Source organism: Streptococcus sp. HMSC034E12 (genome assembly GCF_001835915.1).
Classification (GTDB): domain Bacteria; phylum Bacillota; class Bacilli; order Lactobacillales; family Streptococcaceae; genus Streptococcus; species Streptococcus vaginalis.
This window is the reverse complement of record NZ_KV826433.1, coordinates 26640-42111: the sequence shown is the minus strand read 5'-3', so window position 1 is coordinate 42111 and position 15472 is coordinate 26640. Positions and strand designations below refer to the sequence as shown.

The following is a 15472-nucleotide window of genomic DNA, read 5'->3' as shown; positions in this document are numbered from 1 at the left end:
CTAATTCTACAAACTCTTACCACTTAGATCAAACTAAAATAAATTTCCCTTGACTTCTGCTCGCAGACTTTCCAAACTTTCAATGCCATACTTATCCATAACTTTAGGTAGGTTATCAATGATATTAGGACAAGCATAAGGGTCAGTGAAATTTGCCGTGCCAACACCAATAGCTGATGCTCCCGCAATAAACATTTCAATGGCTGCTTCTGCTGAATCTACTCCACCCATACCAATGATTGGCAAACTGCTGGATTGGGCTACCTGACGAATTAACTTTAAGGCAACGGGAAAAACAGCAGGACCTGACATCCCACCCGTTCCATTTGCAATAATGGGTTTTCTGCTTTTTAAGTCAAACCGCATGCCAACCAAGGTGTTAATCATAGTAAAGCCCGTTGCTCCTGCAGCTTCAACTGCTATAGCTATCTGCGTAATATCTGCTACACTAGGTGTCAATTTCACATAGACCGGCACTTCCGATACATCTACTGCTGCCTTCGCAGCCTCGTATGCCAAATCCGGCACCTGCCCAATCAATAATCCTCCATTGCCATGATCCACATTAGGGCAAGAAATATTGAGTTCGATTGCTTTAACGTTTGGTGCTTGAGAAATTTTTCCCGCAACAAAAGCATATTCTTCATTAGAAAATCCAGCAACATTAGCAATAATCGGCAGATTAGGATAATGTTGAGCCAACCAAGGAAGCTTTTCTGCTAACACCACATCTACACCAGGATTTTGCAAACCAATAGCATTGAGCATACCAGCTTGTGTTTCCGCCACGCGCGGTGTCGGATTGCCAAAACGAGGATTCTGCGTGCTTGCTTTAATCATGATTGAGCCAAGCACATCTAGGTCATAATATTTGGCATATTCCTGACCAAAACCAAAACAGCCCGAAGCTGGAATGATTGGATTTTTCAGTTCCAATCCCGGAAGAGAAACTGCTAAACGATTTTTCGACATGTTCACCTCCTACATCAAGACTGTGCCAGTCGCAAAAACTGGACCGTCTTCACAGACACGCTTATTGACTGATTGATCCTCACCAGCCACATGAAGTACGCAAGCATAGCAAGCCCCCATTCCACAAGCCATTCGTGACTCCATAGAAATGTAAGCTCGCGGATGACTACGAAATGTTTCATCAACATATTTGAGCATACCAGGGGCACCGCAAGCATAAACCGCTGTAAAACTTTCTGGCAACTCATTCACAACAGAGGAAACATAGCCTTTGCGACCATAAGAACCGTCATCTGTTGTTACGATGACACGACCGTATTTTTTCATCTCTTCTTCCAAAATAACGGCGGCTTTTGTTGCAAATCCAAAAACCGAAGTGACCTTGACCCCTTTACTATGTAATTCTTTTGTTACTTGTAGTAAAGGCGGAACACCAATACCGCCTCCTATGATTAAGGCTGTATCTTCAATGTCCAAACCAGATAAATCAAACCCATTTCCTTGAGGACCCATGACATCCAACTGAAAACCCTTCTTCAATTTAGAAAAAATTTCTGTGCCTGCTCCTTCTATCCTGTAAATAATCCGACAGATTTTTCTCTCTTTATCAATCTCTGAAATTGAAATAGGTCGCCGTAGAAGCTTCGTATCATCTGGGACTCGAATATGTAGAAACTGCCCAGCCTTCATCTGGATAACCATTTCCCCTTTTAAATCCATAGCAAAAATTCGCGGAGCAATTTCCTCTTGATGCACAATGCTCATCTTCTCCAACATGATTTTTCCGAATCTTTTCTTACACGAACTACTTACCATTTCTACCTCATTTCTTTACCAAAAAAGACCTCGCATACACACGCAAGGCCTCACGAAAATAGAGAGCAGACTTGTTCCCACTCTTCCTTCACCTGAAACCTTGGAAGCCTCGCTGGACTTTCTTAAAGGTTAAATTTAACATATTTTACAACTTAACAAGTGTTTTGTCAATGCTAATGTGATAAAATAGGCTTATGAGAATTCAGCAATTACATTATATTATCAAAATCGTCGAAACGGGCAGTATGAACGAAGCTGCCAAACAATTATTCATCACCCAGCCAAGTCTGTCTAATGCTGTGCGTGATTTGGAAAATGAAATGGGTATTGAGATTTTCATCCGCAATCCCAAGGGCATTACCTTAACTAAGGACGGCATGGAATTTCTTTCCTATGCTCGTCAGGTAGTAGAGCAAACCCAGCTGCTGGAAGAACGTTATAAAAATCCCGTTGCTAACCGAGAACTTTTCAGCGTTTCCTCACAACACTACGCCTTTGTGGTCAATGCTTTCGTATCTCTGCTCAAAAAGAGTGACATGGAAAAGTACGAGCTCTTCCTGCGGGAAACCCGAACTTGGGAAATCATTGATGACGTCAAAAATTTCCGTAGTGAAATTGGTGTTCTATTTCTCAACAGCTACAACCGCGATGTCCTCTCCAAAATGCTAGATGACAATCACTTGATTGCCACTCATCTCTTTACCGCACAGCCCCATATCTTTGTCAGCAAGAGCAATCCTCTAGCAAAGAAAAAACTGGTGCAATTAGCTGATCTAGAAGATTTTCCTTATCTGAGCTATGACCAAGGCACCCACAATTCCTTTTACTTTTCAGAAGAAATCCTATCCCAAGAACACCATAAAAAATCCATCGTTGTCAGTGACCGAGCAACCCTTTTCAATCTTTTAATCGGTCTTGACGGTTACACTATCGCAACTGGTATTCTCAACAGCAATCTCAACGGTGACAATATTGTTTCCATTCCGCTAGATATTGATGACCCTATTGAGCTAGTTTATATCAAACACGAAAAAGCTAGCTTGTCTAAAATGGGGGATAAATTCATTGAGTACCTGTTAGAAGAAGTTCAATTTGATAAGTAAATCATAATCATATGTTCCACTCTTATATGTGATAAACAATGAAATTTTTTATGCTATATTTTCTCCTGTCGCTTTACAATAGGCTTGAACACCTTTATTGTATCGCGTTGGGAGTTTTTCTAGCATTTTCATTTCTCTGTGTAGCGATAAACTGTTATCCTATCATTTAAAATGGAATAAAATCATGCAATTAAAAATAGCACAAACTTTCTTACCATAGGTTTATGCTATTTTCTTCAATACATAGGTCTATCGCCGTCTGTTCTTGGCTTTGAAATGCCTAGACTAGCATAACTGTGTAAAGACGGTTCTTTTATGATACGAACAATCAAATCCGCAATACTTACTCTTGAAATGATTGTTCCCTTGTAAAACTCCCCTTTTTCTGTTAATTCTCCCACCTTAGCAAAATCATTGTTAGACAAATAAATCAAACGAGAAACTTGATTTTCTTCCATTGCTTTAACAATATTTGCTGCCATAGGCTCAAACTTTCCACCGAGATTGGCATAGACAATATCTTGACCTTTCATAGCTTTTGTCAAGGCTGCAAAATCATTGACATCCCCTTCAAGAACATCCACTCGTTCACCTGCAAGTGACTGTAAACGAGCACTTTTTCGCAAATAAAGCGTCAAATGTACATCTGTTTCCTGTAATAATCTTGAAATCACCAAACGAGCAATTTGCCCATTGGCTCCTAAAATAAGAACTTTCTTCATGCTATTAGTAACTTTCTAATCTTTTAATTGATGATATTCCTCGTCTGAGACGGCTTCACACCATTCATTTGATAAATCTTCCCCAGGAACACCAAGCGCTATATGACTGAACCAAAAATCTTTTTTCGCACCATGCCAATGTTTTACATTAGCTGGAATAACAACCACAGAGCCTTCAGATAAACTAACGGCTTCTTTTCCTTCTTCTTGGTACCAACCTTCATTCGGACTATGAAATGGATACAATTACACAATACAAATAAAAATGCACCCACCTTTAAGGTAATAAAAAAGAGACTTGACTAAAGTCTCTTAAAATATTTATTAATTATTAAGAGAGTATGATAAAAAGTCTGTAAATAAGTATTAATAAAAACCACTAGTTGAACTAGTGGTTTTTATTTTACATATAGTCGCCCCTCAGATTGTCCCCTAATTAATTTTGGATAATTTTAGGTCAGCCCCTCATTGTTGTTGGGAAAACCCTCAAAAATTTTGGATACTCCGTAAAAAGTCCTCCGACAACAATAATAAAATCTATATTTATTGTGTGTTTTATTTAATTTTAAAGTATGTTTATTTAATAGTTATTATCATTTCTTCTGCTACTTTATATATTTTTTGCGTATATATCCAATAAGTAACAGCAAAGAACCTGATATTAACACAAGCCACCCATATAAAGATAAATTCATTCCATCTCCTGTTTTTGGTAATTCTTTATTTGGTTTTTCAGGCGGTACATTTGGTGTTCTAACATTAGTTACTACATAACCGTCTTGAGCTGTTCCTGTAACAACACTTGTATAACCATTTCCTACAGCTTCTTCCTTGACTGTGTATTCAATCTTTTTGCCTGCCTTGTATTCATCAAGGTCTGTGAAAGTTCCTGTCCAGCTGTTTGCCTTTGTTAAAGTTAATGTCTTTCCACTTACTTCTTTTCCATCGGCTAGTAACTTGATTTTTACACTGTTTGGTCTTTTTCCGTCTTGGTTATTTCCATCTTCCCAAGCCTTTGTTACCTGTATACTTGTCTTTTCGGGTGTGTAAGAGTTCTTTACATCATATCCGTTGATTTCAGTTGAGTATCCTTCTACTGCTTCTTCTGAAATGGTATAGGTTATTTCTTGTCCGTTTTCGTACTTATCAAGTCCTTCAAACTTCCATTTCCAATCATCTGACTTCTTAACAACCTTTGAATCTATCTTTGTTCCGTTCTTTAACAGATTGATTGTGATTTCTTCAGGTCTCTTTCCGTCTTGATTGTTTTTATCATTCCAAGTCTTTTTACCTTCTACTTTTATCTTTTCAGGTTCTCTTGTATTTGTTACCTTATAGCCTTCTTTCATACTTCCAGTAATTACACTTACATAACCTTTTCCGACAGAGTCTTCTTTGATTGTATACTCAATCTTTTTTCCGTCCTTATACTCATCAAGGTCTGTAAACGATCCTGTCCAGCTGTTTGCCTTTGTTAAAGTTAATGTCTTTCCACTTACTTCTTTTCCATCGGCTAGTAACTTGATTTTTACACTGTTTGGTCTTTTTCCGTCTTGGTTATTTCCATCTTCCCAAGCCTTTGTTACCTGTATACTTGTCTTTTCGGGTATTCTAGTGTTAGTAACTATAAATCCATCTTTAGCTGTTCCTGTGATTTTCCCAGTATACCCATCTACTTTAACTTCCTTTATAGAGTAAGTTATATCTTTTTCACCCGCTTTAGTAGGTAAATCAGTAAAAGTCGTTTTCCAATTGTTTTTTTCACTTAATTGTCTGTTTTCAATTTCATATTCTTTATTTTCGATATTGGCAATTAATTTAACCGTAACTGATTCTGGGTGCTTTTGATTAACGTTATTATCATCTATCCATTTCTTTTCTACCGACACACTTGTCGTTCCTTCTGTACCTATAGTAACAGTACCATTGCTACCAATACCTCCACCTCGGGTATTTGATTTGTTGCCACTAATTAATACTTTTTCGAGATTTGAAGTTAATTCATTACCTTTTTCATCTGTGTGTAAAGCTATATATTCATTATTCTTACTTAGAATACCTTTATGCTTACTTTCAGCTAAAGGAGAATTGTCCTTATTTTTCCAATTGTATGCTACTCCTCCTAACATCCTTTTGGAAATATCATATTCTGGATCACCCCCATGAAGCCCTAGATACTTATTACATAAAATATAAATTTCATTAACATTTGATTCAGTCTTATTTCCATATATAGCAGCACCATTTGTCACATAAATTTTAGTTTTTGATATTGGACAAGAAGCATATCCCGCTCCCTCATATTTGGATTCATTGTCAGTAATTACTACATTAGTTAAATAAAGCTCACCGTTAGCGCCTTGAACATTATAATTATTATTCGCACCATTTACATAAATTCCACCACCGCCGAACATTTTGTCGGTAACTCCACTGGCATCCATTTGGTTATTGGTAATTCTTCCTCCAGCAATATAAGCCTTGGAAGCACCCCCACTATAATACTTTGCTTGAACAAAAATTCCACCACCAGCTGAACCTGCTGTATTACCATCAATTGTTCCACCACTCATTTTTAAGATATTTGAAGCTCCCCATTGATTTGAACCCAAACTTATTCCACCACCAATTTCGTTCGCATAATTATTTAATACCTTTGCGTCAGCGGACATATTTATAGTAGATCCCTCATTTGCAAGTATTCCACCACCTGCCGAATATTTTTGTTCACCATAATCATAGTCTATGACTAAATTCGATTTATTATTTTGAACAGTTCCACCGGAAAAATTCATTATGGACCTATATAAATAAATTCCTCCACCATATGTTGCTTGATTGTTTTCAACGCTTCCACCAGTCATATTTATGGTTGCACTTGAAGCATTAACTGCGCCACCTCGTGTTGCAGTATTCTGAATGTCCTTTATTTTGTTATTTCTTAATATAGCATTGTTACCAATATTCAGCTCTGATTTATCCTCAAGGCTTACAAGGGAATTTTCGATACCAATATTTTCGTCAGAATTTCCATCAATTGTTATATCAGTTAAGGTTGCCTTTTTACCAGCTCCCACCTTCAACAAATATTTGTTGAAGTCTTTTCCTCTTAGTATTTTTGCATTTGTTCCAGCTAGAGATATATCCCCCGCAATAGATGTTGTTCCAACTACGATAATTCTCTTTATTTTCTGATTGTTAGTAGCTATTTCCTTTGCCCGAGCAAAAGATTTGACAGCTCTGCCCAATTTCCCGTCTAAGCTATCATCGCCTGAAACACCATCTAAATATACATTGTTCCTTTCAGGATCAGCTTCGCCAATTTTAATTTCTTTTACAGTAATCAATTTTGCATCTTCGATTGAACCTGTATATGTTGCCTTTGGTGCAAGTCTTGGAATTTTCAGAATCATTTTTCCATCGGCTTTTTTAAGATATAAATCATAATGAAGTAGATATGGCTCCACCGGATTTCCGTCATCTTTATTATAATATTCTACTTCTACCTTGTTGTATGGAATCTTTATATCTTCAAAGGATATATTTCCATCCCAGTTGTAGCTCTCTGCCGTATATGTCATATTTTTTACAACTGTATTTGCTTCTCCCTCTATATGAAGCTCATGCTCAACAAGAAAATCTTTTAATGCCCATTCATCTCGGTCAAAAACCTTTTGTTCAGGGTCATTCAACCAATAATTTGTGTATGTTGCAAATATGCTATCAAAATCGGAAAAATCAGGACGAAACAATCTGAGATTAAGACTGTATTCATTATCCTCAGAATTGTTTTCGCCTTGATTATCCGCAAATGTTGTATATCCTGAAACCAGATGCCCTAAAAATAGCAGTGACACCAACATGATAGATAAAAGGAATCCCATTTTTCTGTTTCTTTTAACCATAATTGCCTCTTTTCCATTACATATCAACTTATTTAATGTAATTATACGAATATATTATATGACATAAATCACTTTATTACAAGCCCCATATGTCATTAATACAATACAAACTTTTTAATATTTCGCAAAATAATCTAATAGACTTAAACATCCATCTCCGTGCCAATCTCTTCATGACTTCCTACCATGATCTCCAACTGAACACTTGGAAAACGCTCTTTGAATTCAGCTAAAATCTGGGGCAGTACGCTTTCTGTCATTCCCCACAATAGACCTATCCGCATGGAAACTGGCTGTGTTCCTGTCAAAACTTGTGTATCAGCTACCAAGCCATTATAATCTTCTAGCAACCGTTGACTTTTTTGATAAAAAATTTCTCAGCTCTCGTTAAATGAAATCCGCGATTTTTGCGTTCAAAAAGGATCACCCCAAGCTCCTCTTCCAGCGACTTCATCTGTTGGGACATGACCGATTGCGAAATAAAATTTTCTTCTGCTGCTTCTGTAAAACTCCTGTACGAACAATATCCTGAAAATACGACAGCTGTTTAAAATTCATCCCATTTCCTCCTATACTTGCCTGATTTCATTATATCATGAAATGCAAAAAGCCTGTCATTCAAATGAACAGACTTTCATTAAAACTTGGTATATTACGCTTCTTTTACGACTAATTCTTCTCCTAATTGTGTGTAACGTTCTGCTTTTAAGTTCCTAATCGTCCACAAGGCAGCAAAGCTAATCAAATAAAGACTTGCTAGGAAAATCATAACCATTGAGACACTTGAAACATCTAAAATTTTCCCAATAATCACAGATGAAAAGCCTCCAATTGCTCGTCCGACATTTAAGATGACATTATTAGCCGTGGAGCGAATATGAGCTGGATACAATCTCGTAATCATCGCGCCATAGCCCGCAAACATTCCATTTACAAAGAAACCGACAATCGCACCGCCGATAATCATGGCCGGCATTGAATTGGCAAATTGGAAGAGGTAAACACACATAGAAGAAGCTAAAAGAAAGATTGAATAAACAAATCTTGGTCCCCATTTATCAAGGATTTGACCGAAAGTGAGCATTCCCAGACACATTCCCAAAATCGTTGAGACCATCCAAAGTGAGGAATCTTTTACAGAAATATGCAGGCTTGTTTGGATAATGGTCGGAAGCCAGTTCATCATCCCAAAATACCCAGCAATTTGTACCGTCGTCATGACCATCAGTGCTACCGTCTGAGCTGTTAGAGCTGGTGTTTTAAACAATTCACTCATTTTAACAGACTGGCGGCCTTCTGCTTTTAATTTCACATTCCCATTATCTCGGATATGATCATCGTCAATCGCTAGCATCATCCACAAAACCAAAGCAATAGGCGCAAGTCCAAAGAGGAAAAGGCCTTTCCAGCCAAGTGCCGGCGCTAACCAACCTGCTAAAAGTGCTGAAGTGATAGAACCAATCTGACCTGCAATTCCATTCAGAGATGAAATGCGTCCCATTTTTCCAACAGGAACAATTCCTGCCATGATCGCAATGGCAACTCCATACTCTCCGCCAACACCTATCCCAGCAATGAAACGCATGAGATAGAGATAATAAATATTTTGTGTAAAGTAAATCAGTCCTGTCGCCAATGAAAAAATAACAATCGTCCATTTAAAGACTTTGAACTTGTGATAACGGTCAGCCAGTATGCCAAAGAGCAAACCACCAACCAACATTCCTAGATTGGTAATCGTTGCAATCCAGCCCCCTTGGGCTCCTGTAACGCCCAATTCTGAAATGATAGACGACATCGAAAAAGCTAAGAACATGACATTTAAGTCGTCTGTTCCTGATGCAACAATTGCAGCAACTAATGCTCGCTTATTATTTTTGTCTAAAGACATGCACATTCTCCTTAATCGTAGCTCACAGACTACATTTATTAATTGAATACAGCCTTAAAAATCAAAAAGCTCAGGAAATCCTGAGCCAAAAGTTTACAGCAAAATAGTAGATTAGCGCACTAATCCATTTTAACGATTACTTTTATGCCTCACAGGACATGATTAAAGTTGTATTTAATTGTATTAAGTATAAGATAGATAAATAGATTTGTCAAGAGCTTTTAAAAAATAGTTTTGAACGACTTGTACTGCTCTCTACTCTCATTTTACAAGATAAATAAAAAATTGTACAATAACGATAGATGATACTAGTATTCATTTTACCTATAGTCAAAGCTGTCCAACTCATTGTTCAAAAAGGAGACATCATGCTGAATTTACAACACTTGGAGCAACTCATTGTTTTATCATAGGAGGGAACCTTGTCTAAAGCAGCCGACGTCCTACTCATCTCTCAGCCATCCTTAACTCGAAATATGCAAATGCTTGAAGATGAATTGGGAGTTATTCTTTTTGAGCGAAGAAAAAATAAATTAAGTTTCACGGAAACCGGTCATCAAACAGTTAAACTAACCCAAAAATTCCTGAAACAAAAACAAAAATTTCTCGATGATGTACAACATTTTGCATTAAAAGAAAGTATTATTTTTGGTGGTGTTAATGCACCGGGAGCCATCTTTGAACTGGAAAGTCGTATAAAAGAAAAGGGCTTGGAGCAACACATTCAAATTGAGCAAAAGACGAATGACGAATTGGAGAAAGCTCTGGACGATGAAAACGTTCACTTCATTGTAACAGACTATCCTATCAAAAAAGAGCATATTCTTTCCATGGATCTTTTCATGGAGCAACTTTACTTATCCGTTCCCTTGACTCACCCGTATGCCACACGAAAAGAGATAAAGCTTGCAGAATTGGCTAATTTGACTATGCTGCTGCGCTCGGATCTAGGCATTTGGCAGCCATTAGTCAATCAACTGACGCAAACAAAGTTTATTGTTCAAAAAGATCGGGCAGCCTTTGTTGATTTAGTAAATGCTTCTGCATTACCAACTTTTTCTACCAATATTACTCAACAAAACACTGAAGAATCCACTGTAAATAGCCAACGTATCCAGATTCCTATCTCGGACAAAGAAGCTACCAAGACTTTCTACATTTCCGTTTTGAAGAAGAACAAAGCTATTTTACAGGAGTTGGTGAAAACTAAATAGTCCATGCTCATGAAAAAAACAAGATATATTCACTATAAAATAAGATTATTAATCAACTCAATATCGTTCTAATATTAAAACTGAATAAGATGAAAAAGCCCAACTCAATCAAAATAAAAAGTTAGGCTTTTTCTTGGTACTATTGTTACTATTGTATTGTAAAATAAGATGATTAGTTAAAATACTTGCCCTTTATATACAGACCTATCACCAAAATATTTTCTAATAGAAATATCACAAATACGATTAATTTAACATATTTGTTTGGAAATAACAATGCAATAATTGGTAAGATAAAATAGCTAGCAAGAACAAATAGAATAAATTTTGGAGTTAACATTAGATAACCTTTCAAAAATTATAATAAAGCATTCTTTACATCCGATTACTTACATATATAATAATCTTTTTCAAACGAAAATCAAGTAATTATACCCAATTGTTATTAAAATATTATCTGAATAAAAAGTAACATAGTTATTTTCTGAAATCAAACGAAAATCCTGTTCTCATTTTCTCCCCAGAAATCCTAAAAAGAGATCTACTGTGCTGGCTTCTTGATGATTAAAGAAAAGGCTGGTTTGGGTGTCCATACTTGCAATCTTTGTCATATCTTCTGCACTGAGTTCAAAATCAAAAACATCAATATTTTCCTTCATTCGCTCAAAACGTGAAGACTTAGTCAAGCAAACAATTCCCCGTTGAACTTGCCAGCGAACCATGATGACTTGTGCAGTGGATTTACCATGTTTATCAGCAATACTTTTGAGAATTGGATTGTTGAAAATGTCACCACGACCTTCTGCAAAAGTAGCCCAAGATTCAATTTGCACCTTATTTTTTATCATATTTTCTTGTGCGAATATCTGTTGATTTAGTGGGTGAGTTTCCACTTGATTGACTTGTGGTGTAATCTCATTGAAAGCTACAATGTCGCTGAGACAATCTGGATAAAAGTTAGACACACCAATCGCTCGAAGTTTTCCTTCTTTGTAAAGTTTTTCCAAAGCACGGTAGGCACCATAATAGTCACCAAAAGGTTGGTGGAGCAACATAAGATCCAGATAATCTAACTCCATTCTGTCAAGAGATTCTAAAACCGAGGCATAAGCCTTGTCGCAGCTATAGTTGGATAGCCAGACTTTACTAGTGATGAAAAACTCTTTGCGGTCAATCCCAGACTCTCGAATCGCCTCGCCTACTTCCTTTTCATTGGCATAGGCTTGAGCAATATCAAAATGACGATAACCTGCCTTGATAGCATTTAGCACAGCACTCTTGGTATCTTTGGGAGCAATTTAGTACACTCCAAAACCTAAAATTGGAATTTCTACACCGTTGTTTAAGGTTATATTTTGCATGTAATTTCCTCTTTTCACAATTTTTATTATAAGTATAACGCTCTTTTCAGAAAAAGTACAATAGCAAAATTGCAGAGCAGTATGCAAAAAATGAATAGCAAATCATCACTTAATTCAAAATTTATAACAATACAAAAAAGGAGACTAAGATAGACGAACAAGATTGTGTCAACACCCCTAGTCGTCTGTCCTACTCCTTCTCAATTTCTTTGATTTCGCTGGTTTTGTCTATCTACAAGGCGCTCTTGGACTAAGGAGACAACCTCATCATTTGTTGGCAAGTCAGAGTGTTGTGCATCTTCTCCTGTGACAGTAGTTTCTGTATAGTGAGCTGCTTGTCCTTGATAAATATATTTCCCTGCACTCACGCTCGTATCTGGTACCAATTCGTCTGAATCATAAGTAATGGTTCCTGCAACAGAATACATAGCTAAAGTGGTCGGAATATTTTCACGATTTTTAATGAAATCAGCTAACATCTCAGTTTTATTGTTGATATTGGTTTCAGTAAAGTTATAAGGCGTTCCGATTGTCATCAACTTCTTCAATTCCACATCATAGCTGTCGAGGTAATTTTCAATAAAAGCTGTGTAAATTAAACCACCATTCGAGTGACCCAAGCCCTTAAAATTATTGAAATTGTATTTTCCTTGGAGATTTTCAAAGGCAACGTCAACCATTTTGGCTTGTTTTTTGATGTTACTATAGCCATCTTTATTATTTTCAAAACCAATTACAATAATTGGCTCGTTATCATTCGCTGCGATAGATCCGCTATATGTAATTCGTCCGTCATTCCAGACCTTAACTTTGAGCAAGCTATGCTTCACGCCGCGACGTCTTTGATTGAGCTTTTGGACCAAGCCGTCAAAGCGGTTCTCCGTAGCAGAACTACCTGGTATCATAATGATTGGCGACATCCGAGCATTATAAAATTTAGCAATTTGATCAATGTTTTTTCTCGTCCAACTATAAGAGGGAACTGCTAGTCCTATCAAAAAAATTAGAACAATTAGTAACACTATTTTTACCTTTTTAGTCATGTTCGCCTCCTTTCTGATCCATTTGTCTGAGTTCCTCATGAATCCGGTCATTAAATCTCACAAAAGGGATATAAATGAGAATATCGATAATAAAAATGAAAATTCCTACTGCTAATGCTCGCAAACTTCCACCTGTTCCAATAAAAGCATAAAGTACACTTGGCGCTCCGCTAGGAACTGGATAGACAGCCGGAGGCATTATTCTAAAGTATAGAAAAATACTAGCTGCAAAGACATTCAGCATTGGTACGAGGATAAAAGGGATTAAAAATAGAAAGTTGAAAAATATAGGAATCCCAACCATAAAGGCTACACCATGGTTAAAAAGGGAAGGGAAAATACTTTTCAAACTCACATCTCGGTCTTTGTCGCTCCGAGATTTCCAGAGAATAGCTACGAGAAGGGCTAAAACTCCGCCCAGTCCCGCAAATGTTCCATAGGCATCATACAGATTGGTCGTTGAAAAGAGATAAGGTACCCCTGTTGTAGTATGATGTTTCAAAGCATAATTAAGATTATCCAAGGCAAAGGAGTCATTGATAAATGGCAGGTCATTAAATGGATTACTATTTCCAATCCAAGCGCTAAAAGTCCGTAAGGCGGTATTCATTTCAATGACAAAGATATTATTTCGATTGACAATTAAGCCTGACAAAAAAGTTATAATTGTTGAAAAAACATTGTATCGATTGCCTAGATTAATGAGAAAACTAACCAAGACAGCCAGAGCAAACGAGCAAAAGATAGGACACAACGTTTTAGGGTAATAAATAAAATGCTCATCTACAATGTGATCATCATTCGGACTTGAAAATTGAAAAATTTGTCCCACCACATAACCAATCAATATCGCAACAATTAGATTGATATTGACAGGAAGATTGATTTTCGTCAAAGCGCCGTCATTTAAAACCACCGAAAATAATTCGCGCGAATTAACTAATAAGCTAAAAATAAAGGCTGTAATCCCAGCTGTCCCCGTACTACGACCATAATAACCAGCTGTGTATTTTGCGCTAAAATAAGTCGCTAAAGGGCCTGCCAATCCCCTATCAGATAGGTGAAATTTTTCGTAACTAAGCTAATAGTTGAAAAATGAGGAAACCAATGCCGAATCGCAAAAAGATTGTTGATATAGCCATTTATACCAAAAATGGATTCAGAAAAAACCATCGTTATCGTCGTCAGCAAAAAAACGGAAAGAGCGATACCAATGTTTCTTGTGTAATTTTAATGAAACTCATTTGCCGAAAGGCAATCATTTTTTTATTAAGTATTGATCTATACGACTTTTTCTGGTTAATTTATTGAACATCATATAGCATACATTTGAATAAATAGACAAGAGGGAATTTTTCGTAAGAATATTAAAAGAGGTTAGGACAAAAATTCCCAACCTAAAAGCATACTATGTAATAAATCAACAACGCAGCGACTGATTGTTCAAAGTACTGCCTTGAGGTGGCAGATAGAGCTTTCCAAGCAATTAACACCTTTCAAGCTCGGAAGAGCCACAAGGTAGGATTACGAACTAAATTTTCGTTTCATTAGTTCTGTTCCACCCTCTTCACTCTCTTCTCATTTTTCTACTCGAACGCCTCGGCAATCAACCTGAAGGTCAAAAACTTGTCCTTTAAATTGTTGCTCTTCTATTTTCTCTTTTATCATATTCGACTGGTCTTTTGGTGCTAGAACCATCACAGTAGGTCCTGCTCCTGATAGATAAGTCGCATACGCACCGTTTTTCTTTGCCAACATCTTGATTTTTGGAAATTCCTTAATCAAACCTTGGCGAAAATGCTCATGAAAACGGTCGGACTCAATAGCACGCCCCGCTGTTACCATATCGCCCTTCATTAAAGCGGCAATAGCCACATTCGCTACAGAGCTTGCAGTGACAGCTTCACAATAAGATAAACCTTTTGGAAGAACCCCACGGCTGTCTTTAGTACGCAATTCATAATTTGGAACATAGGCAATAAAGCTTACTTCTGGAAACTCCGTCACCACAGTTGAAACTTTCTCGTTTAAATAACTAGAAATCGTCAAATTACCATAAATAGCAGGTGCCACATTATCTGGATGTCCCTCAATTTTCGTCGCAAAATTCAATTTTTCAGCATTTGACAACTGCAAATTTGCCAATTGATTTGCAAGTTCAATTCCTGCAACAATAACGGAACTAGAAGAACCCAGACCACGCGCTAAAGGAATATCACTTGTCATTTTTAAATGATGAGGTTGAATAGCTGGAGCAATTCTGCGCGCCACTTTAATCAATAAATTCCGTTCATTTGAAGGAATACGCCGCTCCAAATCATGCTCAATTAGCCAACGGTCGCTTTCTCCCAAAACTTCAATGGTTAGATATTTACTGACAGCTACACCAACCGAGTCAAATCCCGGACCAATATTTGCGCTCGTTGCAGGTACAATAATTTTCAT

The 15472-nt window shown here is 37.0% G+C and carries 12 protein-coding genes and 2 pseudogenes; 2 read left to right on the top strand and 12 right to left on the bottom strand.

Annotation, left to right across the window (positions count from 1 at the left end; translation table 11 throughout):
- Nucleotides 1–33: 33 nt before the first annotated feature.
- Complete coding sequence (locus HMPREF2574_RS03140; RefSeq protein WP_024051632.1) at nucleotides 34–972, bottom strand: dihydroorotate dehydrogenase; 939 nt, start codon at nucleotides 970–972, stop codon at nucleotides 34–36.
- A gap of 9 nt (nucleotides 973–981) precedes the next feature.
- Nucleotides 982–1788: a dihydroorotate dehydrogenase electron transfer subunit gene (locus HMPREF2574_RS03135; RefSeq protein ID WP_024051633.1), complete on the bottom strand. Its 807-nt coding sequence runs from the start codon at nucleotides 1786–1788 to the stop codon at nucleotides 982–984.
- Nucleotides 1789–1982: 194 nt separating this feature from the next.
- Between HMPREF2574_RS03135 and HMPREF2574_RS03130 the strand changes: the two genes are divergently transcribed.
- Complete coding sequence (locus HMPREF2574_RS03130; RefSeq protein WP_004224921.1) at nucleotides 1983–2891, top strand: LysR family transcriptional regulator; 909 nt, start codon at nucleotides 1983–1985, stop codon at nucleotides 2889–2891.
- Between the two features lie 236 nt (nucleotides 2892–3127).
- On the opposite strand, the gene HMPREF2574_RS03125 is transcribed toward HMPREF2574_RS03130, so the two are convergent.
- The 6 genes and pseudogenes from HMPREF2574_RS03125 to HMPREF2574_RS03100 all read right to left on the bottom strand — a co-directional run bounded on the left by HMPREF2574_RS03125 (nucleotide 3128) and on the right by HMPREF2574_RS03100 (nucleotide 9409).
- Nucleotides 3128–3613: an NAD(P)H-binding protein gene (locus tag HMPREF2574_RS03125; protein WP_070584475.1), complete on the bottom strand. Its 486-nt coding sequence runs from the start codon at nucleotides 3611–3613 to the stop codon at nucleotides 3128–3130.
- 15 nt (nucleotides 3614–3628) lie between these two features.
- Nucleotides 3629–3835, bottom strand: a pseudogene (locus HMPREF2574_RS03120) (cupin domain-containing protein); the annotation flags it as partial.
- A gap of 383 nt (nucleotides 3836–4218) precedes the next feature.
- Entirely contained in the window at nucleotides 4219–7518 is a 3300-nt protein-coding gene (locus tag HMPREF2574_RS10525) for a Cna B-type domain-containing protein (protein WP_180363982.1), read from the bottom strand.
- Nucleotides 7519–7661: 143 nt separating this feature from the next.
- Nucleotides 7662–7868, bottom strand: coding sequence for a type 2 periplasmic-binding domain-containing protein (locus HMPREF2574_RS10810; RefSeq protein ID WP_024053117.1), 207 nt, complete (start codon nucleotides 7866–7868; stop codon nucleotides 7662–7664).
- Nucleotides 7862–7984 (bottom strand): helix-turn-helix domain-containing protein, encoded by a 123-nt coding sequence (locus HMPREF2574_RS10805; RefSeq protein WP_003042193.1) that lies wholly within the window; start codon nucleotides 7982–7984, stop codon nucleotides 7862–7864. The genes HMPREF2574_RS10810 and HMPREF2574_RS10805 overlap by 7 nt, the downstream gene beginning before the upstream one ends.
- A gap of 186 nt (nucleotides 7985–8170) precedes the next feature.
- The gene (locus HMPREF2574_RS03100; protein WP_070241702.1) at nucleotides 8171–9409 is read right to left on the bottom strand and encodes an MFS transporter; all 1239 of its coding nucleotides are present in this window, start codon (nucleotides 9407–9409) and stop codon (nucleotides 8171–8173) included.
- A gap of 422 nt (nucleotides 9410–9831) precedes the next feature.
- Here HMPREF2574_RS03100 and HMPREF2574_RS10080 point away from each other — a divergent pair, with 422 nt between their 5' ends.
- Nucleotides 9832–10623: a LysR family transcriptional regulator gene (locus tag HMPREF2574_RS10080; protein ID WP_081333914.1), complete on the top strand. Its 792-nt coding sequence runs from the start codon at nucleotides 9832–9834 to the stop codon at nucleotides 10621–10623.
- Between the two features lie 509 nt (nucleotides 10624–11132).
- Here HMPREF2574_RS10080 and HMPREF2574_RS03085 read toward each other — a convergent pair.
- From HMPREF2574_RS03085 to thrB, 4 genes and pseudogenes are all read right to left on the bottom strand, one after another.
- Complete coding sequence (locus tag HMPREF2574_RS03085; RefSeq protein WP_224783667.1) at nucleotides 11133–11921, bottom strand: aldo/keto reductase; 789 nt, start codon at nucleotides 11919–11921, stop codon at nucleotides 11133–11135.
- Between the two features lie 263 nt (nucleotides 11922–12184).
- Nucleotides 12185–13027 (bottom strand): alpha/beta hydrolase, encoded by an 843-nt coding sequence (locus HMPREF2574_RS03080; protein ID WP_024053112.1) that lies wholly within the window; start codon nucleotides 13025–13027, stop codon nucleotides 12185–12187.
- Nucleotides 13020–14289, bottom strand: a pseudogene (locus tag HMPREF2574_RS03075) (PTS sugar transporter subunit IIC). Before HMPREF2574_RS03075 ends, HMPREF2574_RS03080 begins: the two are co-directional and overlap by 8 nt.
- A 316-nt stretch (nucleotides 14290–14605) precedes the next feature.
- Nucleotides 14606–15472 (bottom strand): homoserine kinase, encoded by an 867-nt coding sequence (gene thrB / locus HMPREF2574_RS03070; RefSeq protein WP_024053109.1) that lies wholly within the window; start codon nucleotides 15470–15472, stop codon nucleotides 14606–14608.